This window comes from Pantoea sp. E956-1 (assembly GCF_982223955.1).
In genome coordinates, this window is sequence record NZ_CEUYZP010000001.1 from 1,226,264 (window position 1) to 1,241,181 (window position 14,918).

16 protein-coding genes and 1 tRNA gene are annotated in these 14,918 nt (G+C 50.4%); 5 read left to right on the top strand and 12 right to left on the bottom strand.

Annotated features, from left to right (window positions below):
* Positions 1-134: 134 nt before the first annotated feature.
* The 9 genes from ccmI to ccmA all read right to left on the bottom strand — a co-directional run bounded on the left by ccmI (position 135) and on the right by ccmA (position 7,101).
* Positions 135-1,346, bottom strand: coding sequence for a c-type cytochrome biogenesis protein CcmI (gene ccmI / locus AC0T7J_RS05865; protein WP_473792771.1), 1,212 nt, complete (start codon positions 1,344-1,346; stop codon positions 135-137).
* Complete coding sequence (locus AC0T7J_RS05870; RefSeq protein ID WP_473792773.1) at positions 1,346-1,798, bottom strand: cytochrome c-type biogenesis protein; 453 nt, start codon at positions 1,796-1,798, stop codon at positions 1,346-1,348. The genes ccmI and AC0T7J_RS05870 overlap by 1 nt, the downstream gene beginning before the upstream one ends.
* A complete protein-coding gene (locus AC0T7J_RS05875) occupies positions 1,795-2,352 on the bottom strand; it encodes a DsbE family thiol:disulfide interchange protein (protein ID WP_010671431.1) in 558 nt (185 codons plus the stop codon). Before AC0T7J_RS05875 ends, AC0T7J_RS05870 begins: the two co-directional genes overlap by 4 nt.
* Positions 2,349-4,307 (bottom strand): heme lyase CcmF/NrfE family subunit, encoded by a 1,959-nt coding sequence (locus AC0T7J_RS05880; RefSeq protein WP_473792775.1) that lies wholly within the window; start codon positions 4,305-4,307, stop codon positions 2,349-2,351. Before AC0T7J_RS05880 ends, AC0T7J_RS05875 begins: the two co-directional genes overlap by 4 nt.
* The gene (gene ccmE, locus AC0T7J_RS05885; RefSeq protein WP_473792777.1) at positions 4,304-4,789 is read right to left on the bottom strand and encodes a cytochrome c maturation protein CcmE; all 486 of its coding nucleotides are present in this window, start codon (positions 4,787-4,789) and stop codon (positions 4,304-4,306) included. The genes AC0T7J_RS05880 and ccmE overlap by 4 nt, the downstream gene beginning before the upstream one ends.
* Positions 4,786-5,019 (bottom strand): heme exporter protein CcmD, encoded by a 234-nt coding sequence (gene ccmD, locus AC0T7J_RS05890; RefSeq protein ID WP_010257916.1) that lies wholly within the window; start codon positions 5,017-5,019, stop codon positions 4,786-4,788. Before ccmD ends, ccmE begins: the two co-directional genes overlap by 4 nt.
* On the bottom strand, positions 5,016-5,756 hold the full coding sequence (locus AC0T7J_RS05895; protein ID WP_473792779.1) for a heme ABC transporter permease: 741 nt from the start codon (positions 5,754-5,756) through the stop codon (positions 5,016-5,018). Before AC0T7J_RS05895 ends, ccmD begins: the two co-directional genes overlap by 4 nt.
* 68 nt (positions 5,757-5,824) lie before the next feature.
* On the bottom strand, positions 5,825-6,484 hold the full coding sequence (ccmB, locus tag AC0T7J_RS05900; RefSeq protein ID WP_010671428.1) for a heme exporter protein CcmB: 660 nt from the start codon (positions 6,482-6,484) through the stop codon (positions 5,825-5,827).
* Entirely contained in the window at positions 6,484-7,101 is a 618-nt protein-coding gene (ccmA, locus tag AC0T7J_RS05905; protein WP_473792781.1) for a cytochrome c biogenesis heme-transporting ATPase CcmA, read from the bottom strand. Before ccmA ends, ccmB begins: the two co-directional genes overlap by 1 nt.
* A gap of 242 nt (positions 7,102-7,343) precedes the next feature.
* Here ccmA and AC0T7J_RS05910 point away from each other — a divergent pair, with 242 nt between their 5' ends.
* The 3 genes from AC0T7J_RS05910 (at position 7,344) to AC0T7J_RS05920 (ending at position 10,072) form a co-directional block, all read left to right on the top strand.
* Entirely contained in the window at positions 7,344-8,279 is a 936-nt protein-coding gene (locus AC0T7J_RS05910; protein WP_473792783.1) for a formate/nitrite transporter family protein, read from the top strand.
* Between the two features lie 285 nt (positions 8,280-8,564).
* Positions 8,565-8,639, top strand: a tRNA-Arg gene (locus tag AC0T7J_RS05915).
* 179 nt (positions 8,640-8,818) lie between these two features.
* Positions 8,819-10,072, top strand: coding sequence for a tyrosine-type recombinase/integrase (locus AC0T7J_RS05920; protein ID WP_473792785.1), 1,254 nt, complete (start codon positions 8,819-8,821; stop codon positions 10,070-10,072).
* 418 nt (positions 10,073-10,490) lie between these two features.
* On the opposite strand, the gene AC0T7J_RS05925 is transcribed toward AC0T7J_RS05920, so the two are convergent.
* Positions 10,491-10,892 carry a hypothetical protein gene (locus AC0T7J_RS05925; RefSeq protein ID WP_473792787.1) on the bottom strand — a complete coding sequence of 134 codons (402 nt, stop codon included), beginning with the start codon at positions 10,890-10,892 and terminating at the stop codon, positions 10,491-10,493.
* Positions 10,893-11,359: 467 nt separating this feature from the next.
* Between AC0T7J_RS05925 and AC0T7J_RS05930 the strand changes: the two genes are divergently transcribed.
* Positions 11,360-12,778 (top strand): sugar porter family MFS transporter, encoded by a 1,419-nt coding sequence (locus tag AC0T7J_RS05930; RefSeq protein ID WP_473793191.1) that lies wholly within the window; start codon positions 11,360-11,362, stop codon positions 12,776-12,778.
* Positions 12,779-12,881: 103 nt separating this feature from the next.
* On the opposite strand, the gene AC0T7J_RS05935 is transcribed toward AC0T7J_RS05930, so the two are convergent.
* Both AC0T7J_RS05935 and AC0T7J_RS05940 read right to left on the bottom strand, forming a co-directional pair.
* Positions 12,882-13,613, bottom strand: coding sequence for a hypothetical protein (locus tag AC0T7J_RS05935; protein WP_473792789.1), 732 nt, complete (start codon positions 13,611-13,613; stop codon positions 12,882-12,884).
* A gap of 74 nt (positions 13,614-13,687) precedes the next feature.
* Positions 13,688-14,428 carry an LEM-3-like GIY-YIG domain-containing protein gene (locus tag AC0T7J_RS05940; protein WP_473792791.1) on the bottom strand — a complete coding sequence of 247 codons (741 nt, stop codon included), beginning with the start codon at positions 14,426-14,428 and terminating at the stop codon, positions 13,688-13,690.
* A 285-nt stretch (positions 14,429-14,713) separates the two neighbouring features.
* Between AC0T7J_RS05940 and AC0T7J_RS05945 the strand changes: the two genes are divergently transcribed.
* Entirely contained in the window at positions 14,714-14,899 is a 186-nt protein-coding gene (locus AC0T7J_RS05945) for a hypothetical protein (protein ID WP_473792793.1), read from the top strand.
* Positions 14,900-14,918: the final 19 nt, after the last annotated feature.

Here is a 14,918-nt window from a genome sequence, read left to right on the forward strand (position 1 = left end):
GGATGAAAAAGGTCTACCCATCGTTCAGGTCACAGCCCGGTATCGTATCGACTTACCCGATGAGCATAGCTGACTTTGTGCCAGAGGCAGCAGGCAATGGCACGCATCATCCTGAACGCGGTCAGTTGATGCGTTCAGGGAAGCTGCTGATTAATCTCTACCGCGATCGGCTGATGCCCATCCCAGGGCGTCACTGCGCTCAGACCCAGCCAGTCACCCGGCCGGGGATTGGCACTGCCGTCGCGGGAGATTCGCACCCGGACCTCAACCTGATGCTGCGCCGAAAGCAGGCGATCCGGCATCATGGCGTTGCTGTCATCCAGCGTCAGCGACAGCGGGAAGTGGCTGAGCGGCAGCCGCTTAACAGCCACCGGCACCGGTGAAGCACCGTCAGAAACCGAAATATACAACACTCCGTCCTGCGGTAACATTTTTTCTGCCTTCGGTGCCAGCGTCACGGTCAGCGCCAGTTGACGACTCTGTTGCCCGGCGGCACTTCTGGCCTTTTCGATGCTGCGGGCGATCATCGCGTGTCGCGAATCACCGGCCGGCAACAGACCCAGCAGGGTCTGCCATGCGTCGATAGCCTGATCATATTGCTGCTGTCCGTAAGCATTAAATGCCAGCAGGCTCAGCGTACGCAGGTTTTGCGGATCCGCTTTTAGCAATGCCTGCAGCAGCAGTGACGCCTGACGGTTATCCTGCGGATCAGGAGATCGCGTCAGGACTTCGGCATAATCCTGTTTTAGCGCCAGATCGTTGGGCGCAAGCTGTAGCGCATGCTCATATGCCTGGCTGGCCGTATCGGCATTATTCAGCACCATGCCGAGCCGTCCCAGCATCGTCCAGTCGGCCAGATTATCCGGTTCCGTTTGCAACGCGGTACGCAATCCGAGCTGTAAACGCGCCAGCTCCTCCATGCTCAGCGGTTTAGCGCCAGGGTCCATCAGTCGGGCACGCAGCTCAGGATACGCCTGCTGCACCTGCTTCCAGCCCGTGAGCTGTGCCAGTCCACCGGTTTTCAGGTAAGTCCCCAGCGATACCCCAATCAGCACGATCAGCCCTGGCAGCAAAATCCAGCGACTGCTGCTGTGTGACGTCATCGTCTGTGCCGGTGGAATATCCGCCAGCAGTGTCTGCTGTAACTCCCGCTCCATCAGCGGACGCTCAGCGACGACGCCCTGATCTTCATCCTGTGCCAGCTCATCTATCCGCTGATGGTAGAAGCGCTGATTAAGGCGATCGCGATCGCCTGTGCTGGCCTGACGTTGCCGCCAGCCCGCCGCCATAAACAGCGTACAGGCCGCCAGCAGTAACAGAAAAAGGGTGATCCAAAATGCACTCATTACGGCTTCCTGTCTGACTTCAGTAGCGCATTAAGACGCTGTTGCTCATCTTCATCCAGCTCACTGCGGGTTTTTCGCTGACGGCTGCGCAGGATAATCACCGCGCCACCCAGCAGCGCAAACAGCGCCGGACCAGCCCACAAAACCAGGGTTGAGGGTGTGACCGGTGGCGAATAGCTGACGAAGTTGCCGTAACGCGCCACCATATAGTCGATGATCTGCTGGCGACTCTGGCCCTGCTTCATCAGCTGATAGACTTTCAGCCGCATATCGGCGGCAATCATGGCGTTAGAGTCGGCGATGCTGTTGTTCTGGCACTTCGGACAGCGCAGTGAAGCGGTCAGGTCGCGGTATTGTTCTTCCTGGACCACCGAGTCAAATTGCAGCGTGTCGATGCTTGCCCACAGGTTGATGCTGAACAGCAGGCCGCAGAGCAGTAACAGCGTTCTCATGATCCCGCCTCCGCACTGTATTTCATCCACAAGGGTTTCACTTCCTGATCCCAGACGCGCGCATTGAGGTCGCCCGCGTGGCGATAACGGATGATCCCTTTACCGTCGATCAGAAAGGTTTCCGGCGCGCCATAGACGCCGAGATCCAGTCCCAGCATGCCGTTGCCATCATAGAGGCTCAGCGCGTAGGGATTGCCCAGCGTATTCAGCCAGTTAACCGCCTTATGACGATCGTCTTTGTAGTTCAGCCCGACGACGCGAATGCCCTGCTCCGCCAGCGTATTCAGATACTGATGCTCGGCGCGACAGGTCGGACACCAGGTCGCCCAGACGTTCAGCAATATCGGTTTGCCATCTGTCAGCACGCGCTGGTCGTAGGTTTTGCCTGGCTGATCGAGTGCTTCCAGCCGGAACAGCGGCACCGGCTTGCCGATCAGAGCGGATTCGAGACGGGTCGGATCGTCGCCATCGGCATTACGTGTCAGCTGCCACAGCAGCGCCGCCGCCAGCAACAGAAACAGCATCAGGGGAATAAACAGGATTTTCTTGTTCATGTCCGCTCCTCAATTCCCGCTTTTTTGCGCGAACGGTAACGGGGATCAAACAGGCAGAACAGCCCACCCAGCGCCATCAGCGCGCCACCGAACCAGATCCAGCGAACGAAGGGTTTGTAGTAGATGCGCACGGCCCAGCCGCCATCCTCCAGCTCTTCGCCCAGCGCCGCATAGAGATCGCGGCTGAACCCCCCATCAATCGCCGCTTCGGTCATCATGGTGCGGGCGGCCGTATAAAAGCGTTTCTCTGCCTGCAGCGTCGCTTCGTGTTTGCCGTTGCGCGTGACATCGATGATGCCCATGCCGCCGCTGTAGTTAGGCCCCTGCAGATTCTGCACGCCGCGGAAGACAAAGTGATAGTGATGAATATCGATGCTATCACCCGCCTTCATCCGCACATCGCGTTCCACGCTGTACTGGGTGCTGAATGCAATACCAATCACCGTCACACCGACACCAAGATGGCCCAGTACCATGCCCCAGTGACTGCGCGACAGGTGACGTAAACCGGCAAAGAACGGATGGCGGTGAGTGGCGCGTTCATGCAGTTCCAGCAGCGTCAGCACAATAATCCAGAGTGACATCAGCAGGCCAACCACGGTCATCGCCTCAATGCGATCCTGAAGCCACCAGGGAATGATGACAGAACAGGCCAGGGTCACGATCAGCGCCAGCGCCAGCCGTTTTGCCAGCTTCTGCGGCTCATCGCGACGCCAGCGCACCAGCGGTCCGATCCCCATCAGCAGCGCAAACGGCGCCATCAGCCAGCTGAACATGGTGTTGAAGAACGGCTCACCGACCGAAATGCTGCCCAGGCCCAGTTGCTTGTGCACCAGCGGCAACAGCGTGCCGAGCAGAACCACCAGCATCGCGGCAATCAGCAGCACGTTATTACCCAGCAAAAACGATTCGCGCGACCAGGTTTCATTCTGCACCCGGCCACGTACCTGCCCGCCTTTAATCGCGTAGAGCAGGAGCGAACTGCCGATAACAATCACCAGAAACGCGAGGATAAACATCCCGCGTGCCGGATCGGAGGCGAAGGAATGCACCGACACCAGCACCCCGGATCGCACCAGGAACGTCCCCAGCAGGCTCAGCGAAAACGCGGTAATCGCCAGCAGCACGGTCCAGGCCTTAAAAGTACCTCGCTTTTCCGTGACCGCCAGCGAGTGCATCAGAGCGGTGCCTGCCAGCCACGGCATAAACGACGCATTTTCAACCGGGTCCCAGAACCACCAGCCGCCCCAGCCCAGCTCGTAATAGGCCCAGGCCGAGCCAAGGACGATACCAATCGTCAGAAAGACCCAGGCCGCCGTGGTCCAGGGACGCGACCAGCGCGCCCAGGCCGTATCCAGCCGTCCGGCCATCAGCGAGGCGATAGCAAAGGCAAACGCCACCGAAAAGCCGACATAGCCCATATAGAGCAGCGGCGGATGGAAGATCAGGCCGATATCCTGCAGCATCGGATTCAGGTCGTGTCCGTCTATCGGAAAGTCCGGCAGCGTGCGGCCAAATGGATTCGAGGTCAGCAGGATAAACAGCAGGAAGCCGAGATTGATCATCCCCATGACCGCCAGCACGCGTGCCAGCGCATCCTGCGGCATACCGCGACTGAATATTGCCACCGCTAATGTCCAGGTGCTGAGCAGCAACACCCACAGCAGCAGCGATCCTTCATGCGCGCCCCAGGTGGCGGCGATACGATAGTAAACCGGCAGCAGACTGTTGGAGTTTGTGACGACATAGGCAACGGTAAAATCGTTGCTGATAAAGGCCCAGACCAGCAGCGCAAACGCCGCCGCGATGCAGATAAACAGACCGCAAGCCAGCGGACGTGCCATCGCCATCAGGCGGGCATCCTGGCACACTGCGCCCCACAGCGGATAGCTGCTCAGCAGCAGGGAGAGCCCCAGCGCCAGGCAGAGCAGAAAAGTACCAATCTCGGGCATCATGATGATTTATTTCCCGCCTGATACAGCGACTGCGGGCCGGTGTGATTACTCTTCATCGCGTCTTCAATCTCCGGCGGCGTATATTTCTCATCATGTTTCGCCAGGACTTCTTTGGCGATCACCTGGTTGCCCGCCGCCAGCACACCCTGTGCGACGACGCCCTGCCCTTCACGGAACAGATCCGGCAGGATGCCTTCAAAACTGACGCTGACCACGCCGCGGGCATCATAAAGTTTGAACGACACGGCAAGCGTATTCGGATCGCGCCGGACACTGCCGGGCATGACTATGCCGCCGACGCGCAGCCGCTGGCCCGCTTCGGGCTTTTCGTGCGCCTCGCCTTTGCCGTAGAGGATTTCACCTGGGGTATAGAACAGATCGATGTTTGAGCGCAGCGCATACATCACCAGCGCGGTGGCCAGGCCGAGGCCGAGCAGAATCGCCACTGCCGCATAGAGGCGGTTGCGTCGACGGGTATTCACAAGGTTTCTCCTGCCGCTTCAGCCGCGGCTTTTTTAGATTTCGCTGCCCGGATGCGGCGTTCCCGTGCGTCGCGCTGGCGGATCTCAGCCAGCAGGCGGCGGCGCAGCAACAGGGTATGCAGCGTCAGCCCGACAAGCGGAATCAGCGTGCAGGCAACCGCCAGCCAGACATAGAAGGCGTAGCCTCCCATCTCAAAGAAGGCGTGCCAGGAGGAAAAGGCGGGTGTCATGCCTGCTCTCCCCGCTTCGCCACATCACTCGCCCAGGGACGATGACGTTCGGTTAACAGAATCAGGTTGCGCAGCCGCATCAGGGTCAGCGTGATAAACACCAGCAGATAGCCGATGATTGCCCAGCGCAGCGGCGTTCGCATCACCGGCGCAATCGCCTGCTGGAGAATGCCCGACGAACCCTGATGCAGGGTATTCCACCACTGCACTGAGAAGTGAATGATCGGCAGATTAACTACGCCGACCAGAATGAGAACACCCGCGGCCCGCCCTGCGGTGCGGCGGTCATCAAAAGCGTGCCAGAGCGCAATTACGCCCATATAGAGGAACAGCAGCACCAACTCCGAAGTGAGGCGCGCATCCCAGATCCACCAGGTCCCCCACATCGGCTTACCCCAAGCGGATCCGGTGACCAGCGCAATAAAGGTAAAGACCGCGCCCACCGGTGCCATGGCGGCGGAAACCAGATCGGCCATTTTCATCTGCCACACCAGGCCGATAAAGGCGGCGATGGCCATCGAGGCATAAATGCCCATCGACCACATCGCGGCGGGCACATGAATGTACATGATGCGGAAACTGTCGCCCTGCTGATAGTCAGCGGGAGCAAATCCAAAGCCCCAGGCCCAGCCCAGCAGCAACGCCGCCAGCCCTGAGATGGCGAACCACGGCACCAGTCGCCCCGAAAACTGATAGAGCCGTTCGGGCCTGGCCAGCTGATGTAACGCTTTCCACATATCAAATGCTCACATTAACGATAAAAGAGTGTTGCCGCGTCTTTTACGCGCGGTTATTTCAACGGCTGTTATTGCAAAGTAATTCTTAGCGCTGCCGCCGTGGCAAACGGGGAGAGCGTGGCGCTGCCCAGCAGCATCGCGCCGAGAATCGCCAGATAGCCATTAATCGGCAACCCCTGACTGGCCGCCTCCATCGCCGCACTGGCGAAGATCAAGACCGGAATGGCCAGCGGCAGCACCAGCAGGCTAAGCAGTACGCCCCCACGCCGTAAACCCACCGTGAGACCTACACCAATGGCACCGAGAAAACTCAGGGTTGGCGTGCCGAGCAGCAGTGTCAGGGCCATCGCCCGCCAGCCATTAAAATCCAGTGACAGTAGCAGCGCGGCCAGCGGCGACAGGATTATCAGCGGCACGCCTGTGACCAGCCAGTGCGCCACTACTTTGCCGATAACCGTTACCGGGAGCGGCGTCGGTAGCAGTACCAGTTGCTCCAGCGAACCATCGCTGAAGTCATCGCGAAACAGCCGCTCCAGCGCCAGCAGCGACGCCAGCAGCGCGGCAACCCAGGCTACGCCCGGTGCAATGCGCGCCAGCTGTTGCGGATCAGGTCCGATGCCCAGCGGAAACAGGGTAATAACAATCAGGAAAAACCAGAGCGGATTGACCACATCCGCCCCGCCGCGAAAAGCGATGCGCAATTCACGCTGGATGAGGCGAAACAGCATCAGCCTGCCTCCCCGTCGCCGAGGCGAATTTTACGCACCCGCGCAGCATCCGCGGGCAAATCCTGATGGGTTGTCAGGATCACTGCGCCACCGTTATCGGCATGCCGGGCGAATTTCGCCATTAATTTTTTAACACCCACTTTGTCGATGGCGGTCAGCGGCTCGTCGAGAATCCATATGCGGGCCTGGCTGAGCCATAGCCGCGCCAGCGCTACCCGACGCTGCTGACCCGCCGATAACCGGCTAACCGGCACCTCTTCGTCGCCCGTGAGATCGACACTTTCCAGCGCAGCAAAGATCTGCACATCACTGCAATCAGGATGGTAGAAACGCAGGTTTTCCAGCGGCGTAAGCACGCCTTTAACACCGGGATGATGGCCCAGATAGAGCATTGCCCGATGCCAGGCTTCGCGCTGCCGCAGGATTGGCTGCTGCTGCCAGCGTATTTCACCCTGTTCAGGACGGCTCAGGCCTGCCAGCAGGCGCAAGAGTGAGGTCTTACCGGCACCATTGGGGCCTTCAATCTGCACAATGTCGCCTGCAGAAACGCGAAATGAGAGCTGCCGGAACAGCGCACGTTCGTCATATGCACAAGTGAGTGTAATGATTTCCAACATCGAGGGGGGAATCGCACCAGCTAAAAGTGGCCGGGATATTACCACAATGTTGCTGTGGGCCGAAGTGTGAGCCACCGCTCAGTTTCGATGCTATGGGTTTATTCGTGCGGTATCGCCCGCAGTCTGAATAAAAATGCAGTTCCGAAAAACGTTGTTACGCTTATTCGCATCGATCGTTACATTATCGGCAAATAAAAAACGGCTACGCTTATTACGCGACAGCACTATCACCAGGAGAAAATATGAAGCCTTCATCAGGTAATGAACAGGGTCCTAACGACGTAGAGAGTGAAGAGAAGGATAAGGGCACTGACATCGAAGTCGATGAGGAGGCTTTACCCTCCCGCGCCGCCGCCATCCATGAAGAGATCCGCCAGGATGGGGAAAAGGAGCTGGAGCGCGATGGTATGGCGCTGCTCTGGTCAGCCATTGCGGCAGGCTTATCCATGGGCGCCTCGCTGATGGCGAAGGGGATATTTCAGGTACATCTGGATGGCGTTCCAGGGGCGTTCCTGCTTGAAAACCTGGGTTATACCTTTGGTTTCGTTATCGTCATCATGGCGCGTCAGCAGCTGTTTACCGAAAATACCGTCACGGCAGTCCTGCCGGTGATGCACAAACCGACCTGGAGTAATGGCGCTCTGCTATTACGTTTATGGGGCATCGTCTTGCTGGGTAACCTGATCGGGACGGCGCTGGGTGCGCTGGCGTTTAATGAGATGCCGATATTTGACGAAGCTACCCGTCAGGCATTTACCAACATCAGTATGAAGGTGATGGAAAATACGCCCGGTGAGATGTTTGCCAATGCGGTGATCTCCGGCTGGATTATCGCCACCATGGTCTGGATGTTCCCCTCGGCGGGCGGCGCCAAACTGCTGGTAATTGTGATGATGACCTGGCTGGTTGCGCTGGGTGATCTGGCGCATATCGTGGTGGGATCGGTGGAAGTACTCTATCTGGTCTTTAATGGCAGCATCAGCTGGCATGAATTCTTCTGGCCGTTTGCCCTGCCGACGCTGCTCGGCAACATTACCGGCGGCACGCTGATTTTTGCCCTGATCAGCCACGCGCAGATCCGCAACGACATGAGTGAAGCGGCCGTGGCTAAAGCGAAGGCTGAGAAGAAGAAGCAGGAGAAACGTCGTCAGCGTGAAGAGAAGGAAGGCGCTGAGTAAACGGCAAAGGCAGACAGGATACCCTGTCTGCCTTTCTGGTCTGTTTGCTGAAGGCGATTTGCCAGGCGGGCGTCTGAAAAACGTTTACCTGAAGTGTCTGCTGTGAAGATATTAGAGTCGGGGTGCCGCTTCAGTCTGGATGACATTCCGGACTTCAGCACAGCTGTTTCCGCTTTCTGCACGTAACGTTAGCGCGCGCAGAATACCGGGATTGCTGACGGAATGAGCAAACGGACGGCGACGTAGTGAATCTCCTGGCCTGTTTGCGCTATACTGCGCTCCGCTGTCCTCTTAGTTAAATGGATATAACGAGCCCCTCCTAAGGGCTAGTTGCAGGTTCGATTCCTGCAGGGGACACCAAATGCCAGTCTCTCAACGTATCTCAAAGTCTACTTTACCCATTTCATTCAGTCACTTAACTCATCTTTATAGTCCACCTGCGTCTCCAGCGGGCTCACAAAATCCAGAGTGTTATGTTGGTACAATTGTTGGTATGTTTGGTTCGATAATGCAGATACCATCAGCCGGGGATTTTTACTATGCCGCTCACTGAGTTAAAGGTAAGAAATGCTAAGGCTGCTGTGAAGCCGGTCAAAATGACAGACGGTAATGGTATGCATCTTTTGATTACCCCACACGGTTCCAAATACTGGCGTTTTCAGTATCGCTTTGGTAGCAAACAAAAGATTCTTGCTCTCGGTGTTTATCCTGAGGTCACGTTATCGGAAGCCCGGCGCAGAAGAGACGAAGCCAGGCAACTCGTGGCAAATGGCGTTGATCCAAGTGAAAAACGCAAAGCTGATAAGGTCGAGATCAAAGGGCTGCTGACATTTGAAAAGGTTGCACGAGACTGGCATTCCAGTAACAGAACCTGGTCGGAAAACCACAGAACTACTGTGTTAAGCAGTCTTGAAAGTCATTTATTCCCTATTATTGGCAATCGTAATATCACAGAACTCAAAACCCGTGACTTACTGATTCCACTAAAAAGGGCTGAAGCAACAGGTCACCTCGAACTCGCTTCACGTCTTCAACAACGCATAACTGCGATCATGAGATATGCTGTCCACAATGCATTGATTGAGCAAAATCCTGCCTATGACCTCGCTGGTGCTGTAATTTCTAAAAAAAGTATTCACCGCCCTGCCCTTCCTTTAGAACGGCTACCAGAGCTCATGCAACGCATTGAAGCTTACAGAGGCAAAGGCATAACACAGATTGCGACCCAGCTTACACTCCTGACATTTGTACGTTCGAGTGAATTAAGATTTGCACGTTGGTCAGAAGTAGATTTCAAAAACTCACTATGGACTATACCCGCAGAGCGAGAAGCACTCACTGGGGTTAGATATTCAGCAAGAGGTGCAAAAATGAAAAGCCCTCATCTGGTGCCTTTAAGTAAACAAGCTAAAAAATTGTTGTTACAGCTACATGCAATCAGTGGTGGCAAAGACCTCATGTTCATCGGATTTAGTAATGACGACAAACCGATCAGTGAAAACACCGTCAACAAAGCCCTTAGAACCATGGGATACAATACCCAAACTGAAGTTTGTGGGCATGGTTTCAGGACTATGGCTTGCAGTGCATTGATTGAATCCGGGCTTTGGTCAAGAGACGCCGTAGAGAGACAAATGAGCCACCAAGAGCGTAACAGCGTTAGGGCAGCATACATCCATAAAGCCGAGCATTTAGAAGAACGGAAACTTATGCTGCAGTGGTGGGCTGACTATCTGGAAGCCTGTAAGCTGAGAACGTTGACGCCTTATAGCTTTTCTAAAAAAAATCTTTAAAAGTCAATTAGATGTCATTTTTACCATGCATATACAATGATATTTTTTATTATATTTTTTAAATTGCAATAAAATATGCTTAACTCAAATAAACGCCCCACGAGTGAGCATAAGGTTATGCAAATAAAAATGATGTTTCAACATAATCGATTTCGCTTGTACCTTCGCATTTCAACGTTACTAAGGCAGGAGTCAATACCAAAAAATGAGTGATATAGTTCATAATGCCTTCAAATTTTTCATGCACATATTCAGTGCCACATAAACATTTTTTCTTATCTTGATAATAGGAATTTCTTGTTAAAAATTCATGAATGATTTACTCCAGCTAGTTTAATACACTTATCATAACGCCCCTTACTTCAAAATAACTTTTAAATATTCACCCTTCTAAAATCATATCAATACAGATTAGTTTTCAGATTCTCTTTATAATATATTTATCTTCTCCAGTAGTAATGAGTGGGCTAATTTTACTCTTTTCCTCTTCAGCAATCTTTGTATCAATAATTTCTTTCACTAAATCCACATCTGCACCGAATACCAAACCAGATAAGAACCACCAGTTTAAACTTTGGTATTCAGCAATATCGGTCAATTCAAAAATTTGAACAATAGTTAACAGTTTTAAACATTCTTTAGAATTAAAAAAACCTCTAAACATTATATAGACAACATCTTTAGATGGATACATTTCATAATCTTCAAATATGTTTCTATCCTCCAGAAAAGCTTGTAAATTACTATGAACCTCAGCTAAGAATTCTTTAGCATCGTTTAAAGCTAGAGCTTCCTCACCTAATATACTTTCACCTTTCATTTGATTCTCCTTTTTAATTGTTATCTTCTTTTAACACAAATCATAAGTGTGTCAACATCATAATTGCGATGTAAAGATAAGAATCGACTAATTTAGTTAAGCGTTTTTTTAATTATTAATCAATGAGGGTTAAATCTATCTAAAAACTAGATTTTTAGAGGGGGGCATTTAATCAATGTAACTGCCACCGCTTATCAGGGAACATTTCCTTTCGAATTCTGATATGAAGCATGGTGAAATTGAGGAAAAAAAACTGATACTTTCTCCATATAACTGGAACAGTCTTTTGAATAATATCTAACCGTAATTAGCTTTAATCAGGGTGAGGATAAGCTTTGAGATCCTCATCACATTAACAACAGATTTAGCTGTAAAGTCCATATCTTAAGAGAGAGGCGCTCTAATCCTGGCTGCATTCGCTGCTTAAGCTGAAGCACTATTACATGCTGTATGAGCGGAGCTTAATGATGTCTCATGTAAACCAGACCGTCACGTATGATATTGACCATAAGTCAAAAGTCAGAAGAATGAACCTCTTTGTATCCATATCAGCTGCACTAGCCGGGCTACTGTTCGGATTGGATATCGGGGTTATCTCAGGTGCCCTGCTTTTCATAACAAAACACTTTCAGTTAACCAGTCATGAACAGGAATGGGTTGTCAGCAGTATGATGCTGGGAGCCGCGATTGGAGCAATTTGTAACGGCTGGGTTTCACATCGGCTGGGAAGAAAGTACAGCCTTATGGCTGGAGCCATACTCTTCATCGTAGGTTCCCTTGGATCGGCTTTTGCCACAAGTGTTGAAGTTCTGCTTACATTCAGGGTTCTGCTCGGACTGGCCGTTGGTATTGCTTCTTATACCGCCCCACTCTACCTGTCAGAGATGGCAACAGAGAATGTTCGTGGAAAAATGATTAGTCTTTACCAGCTCATGATCACCTTTGGTATTGTCTTAGCTTTCCTGTCGGATACAGCGTTCAGTTACAGTGGTAACTGGCGGGCAATGCTGGGTGTTCTCGCTATACCAGCGGTGGTACTTTTCGTCATGGTCATTTTCCTGCCAAACAGCCCCCGCTGGCTGGCTTCCAAGGGTCTGCACGTTGAGGCCGAAGAAGTTCTGCGAATGCTTCGTGATACCTCAGAGAAAGCCAGACAGGAACTTAACGAGATAAGGGAAAGCCTTCGTATGAAGCAGGGAGGGTTTGCTCTTTTCAGGCAAAACGGGAATGTGAGACGCGCCGTCTACCTTGGAATGTTGCTTCAGGGCATGCAACAGTTCACGGGTATGAACATCATCATGTATTACGCTCCTCAGATTTTCAAAATGGCCGGTTTCAAGAGCACACAGGAGCAGATGGTTGCAACCATAGTAGTTGGCCTGACCTTCATGTTTGCTACCTTCATTGCGGTTTTCACAGTTGATAAAACAGGAAGGAAGCCAATCCTTAAAATTGGATTTAGTGTAATGGCATTCGCCACTATGGTTTTGGGCTACTGTCTCATGAAAGCGGGTCAGGGAGATATCAGTACTGGTCTGTCATGGGTGTCAGTCGGTATGACAATGTTGTGCATAGGCGGCTATGCAATGAGCGCCGCTCCGGTGGTCTGGATACTGTGTTCTGAGATTCAGCCTCTAAAATGTCGGGACTTCGGAATTACCTGTTCGACAACTACAAACTGGGTTGCCAACATGATTATCGGAGCAACCTTCCTGTCACTTCTGGGTAGTATTGGGCCAGCAGGAACATTCTGGCTGTATACCGGCTTCAACCTGGTCTTTATCGTGATAACTTTTCTTCTGATCCCTGAAACCAAAGGGGTCACTCTTGAGCATATTGAAAAGAATCTGATGTCTGGTAAGAAGCTCCGTGATTTAGGCCAATAAATTTCATTTTTTAATAAAAGCCAGTCACTATTGACTGGCTTTTTTGGCATTGCACTATTGCTTGCAGTGCATTGATCGAATAGGTCCTCAAAAATTTCACAATCTATGACTTAGATATTATTCCGAAACCCCAAGGGAATGTATCGATTTCAGACGTATTTGATATTGCAGCCCAATTAATTTTGGTATTAACAGGTTGGCTGGTGAGAACATCTTGATCACTATCCCAAGTAAACTCCACCTCTAAAAGAGGACCAGGGATTTGAGGCGATAAGGCACCAAAAGCAATGTAGTGCCAGGCTCCTTTTGGCCCTTCCCTTCCAGTTATTAGTAGTTCACTGTGTCGATAGGAACTCTTATACTCAAGGGAGAGTTCATGAACGGTTAAGAGATTGCTTAGTCTTAACTTACCAAGATTAGGACAATCAAAATGCTCAGCAGGAAATTTGAAATTTGTTTTATTATTTATTAATGCTACGCTGATAGTAGCTACTGAATCATTAGAATCAAAACATAACGATACCATGGAGTCAGAAAATCTATATCCCCACCATTTTTTTCCTATCTTAGTAGGTGCCCCTAGTTGTTGTTCAATCCATCGTGCTGGTGCACCCAACTCTATTCCCGAAAAAATATTTTCTGGAGTTTTTCGCAGTTCAATCCTTAAGCTTGGACGATTGAACTTTTGTCTTAATAATCTGACTCCACGTTTACTTATTGCCAACCAGAAAAGCGCAGCCCAACCTAAAAAGCTACCGATAGCATTAACAAGAACATCTTCAAATGGAAAGTGTATAAAAAAAACTTTTAAATGAAATAAAAAATCGCACATCATAAATTATTAACTCATATTTTTTAATTTTACACTCGTGGCATCACTCACGAATATCGTTAGAGCCCAGAAAAAAATCATATTAACCCAACTCTAACAAATGGACTTCCATGGCTTCTCGGCTTTTTTATTAATTTCCCAACATATAAATCCCTTACTTCTTTAGAAGCAATACGTCCAACGAATTCGAAACGATTGGAATTATCAGCAATATTCAGATCGCGAGTGAAATACTGTTGCGAACCAGCTTTGATCCAACAATCTATTTCGTATACTTCCATTATAAGTCCGCCATATGTTGCGTAGGCAAATCTAAGTTGTTTATCTTTAGGAATGTTAGCCCATATGCCACGTGTAGCCTCATATAGTTCCAGAGAAGTCATACCAGATTTATATGTACTGTTGAGAAGAAAAGCGAGTCCCGCATGCTCAGGTAAAACCTCAGTCTCTTCATTTAGGAGCAAATGTTGAAGCTCATTAAGAGTAATACGCCCCATCATTGAACTGCTACCACGTACTTTGTTTGTTAACTCTCCAACACCTAAGAGATCAATACAAGTTGCCTCTACAAGTTTCGCTGTTGGCTCGTCCATGCCATGACGAAGAATATCAATACCCAATTTATTTTTTGCAAGTAGCTCTTTAATGCGTTCAGATTTTTGAGAGCTATCAGGACGTTTTATGTGATCAAGACAACGACCAGACCTCCCTTTCCCAATGTAAAAGGGTTTTTTTGAACCATCATCTATGTCATAAAAGGCATAAACATAATACTTAGCTAAATCCAAAGATTTAGTATACTTTATGAAATCATTCAAGTTTTTTCCCCGGCACTTCATATATCTATCTATTAGTAGAAATCATAATAAACTAAAAAAATCGATTATTCTGCATATGAGTCCAACATTTTAGATTTTCACCGTTAAACTGTACTTCGCCACTTATCTTGCTAAAAACCTTAAAAATATTTTTTTATTGAACCGATGCTTATCTTAAACTTTTTGATCGGAATCAAAAAATTAACCAAAACACAAAACACTTCTTGTTTGTTTTTTAGCCAAGAGTTACTGTGCATTTACAGACAAAAAAATGGAGATAGAGTAATGCCTAAGTCAGATTGGGACTATGTTAATACCTCTCAAGAATACGAACTCAACGACCTACTCAGTAAACATGGCTACAGAGAAACAGCCGTGAACAGGAAACTACTCAAAGATAATCTACCGGCAAATACTAAACATGGTGATGTCGCCAGTTTAATTCATAATATTAAGGGGTTAGATAAATAACAACCTCCTTAAATAATCA

Excerpts from the sequence above, each read along its gene's own strand:
- ccmI (WP_473792771.1), bottom strand. The coding sequence starts at position 1,346 with ATGAGTGCATTTTGGATCACCCTTTTTCTGTTACTGCTGGCGGCCTGT.
- AC0T7J_RS05945 (WP_473792793.1), top strand. The coding sequence starts at position 14,714 with ATGCCTAAGTCAGATTGGGACTATGTTAATACCTCTCAAGAATACGAA.
- ccmA (WP_473792781.1), bottom strand. The coding sequence starts at position 7,101 with ATGTTGGAAATCATTACACTCACTTGTGCATATGACGAACGTGCGCTG.
- AC0T7J_RS05925 (WP_473792787.1), bottom strand. The coding sequence starts at position 10,892 with ATGAAAGGTGAAAGTATATTAGGTGAGGAAGCTCTAGCTTTAAACGAT.
- ccmD (WP_010257916.1), bottom strand. The coding sequence starts at position 5,019 with ATGACACCCGCCTTTTCCTCCTGGCACGCCTTCTTTGAGATGGGAGGC.
- AC0T7J_RS05895 (WP_473792779.1), bottom strand. The coding sequence starts at position 5,756 with ATGTGGAAAGCGTTACATCAGCTGGCCAGGCCCGAACGGCTCTATCAG.
- ccmB (WP_010671428.1), bottom strand. The coding sequence starts at position 6,484 with ATGCTGTTTCGCCTCATCCAGCGTGAATTGCGCATCGCTTTTCGCGGC.
- AC0T7J_RS05880 (WP_473792775.1), bottom strand. The coding sequence starts at position 4,307 with ATGATGCCCGAGATTGGTACTTTTCTGCTCTGCCTGGCGCTGGGGCTC.
- AC0T7J_RS05875 (WP_010671431.1), bottom strand. The coding sequence starts at position 2,352 with ATGAACAAGAAAATCCTGTTTATTCCCCTGATGCTGTTTCTGTTGCTG.
- AC0T7J_RS05910 (WP_473792783.1), top strand. The coding sequence starts at position 7,344 with ATGAAGCCTTCATCAGGTAATGAACAGGGTCCTAACGACGTAGAGAGT.
- AC0T7J_RS05870 (WP_473792773.1), bottom strand. The coding sequence starts at position 1,798 with ATGAGAACGCTGTTACTGCTCTGCGGCCTGCTGTTCAGCATCAACCTG.
- AC0T7J_RS05935 (WP_473792789.1), bottom strand. The coding sequence starts at position 13,613 with ATGATGTGCGATTTTTTATTTCATTTAAAAGTTTTTTTTATACACTTT.
- AC0T7J_RS05920 (WP_473792785.1), top strand. The coding sequence starts at position 8,819 with ATGCCGCTCACTGAGTTAAAGGTAAGAAATGCTAAGGCTGCTGTGAAG.
- AC0T7J_RS05930 (WP_473793191.1), top strand. The coding sequence starts at position 11,360 with ATGTCTCATGTAAACCAGACCGTCACGTATGATATTGACCATAAGTCA.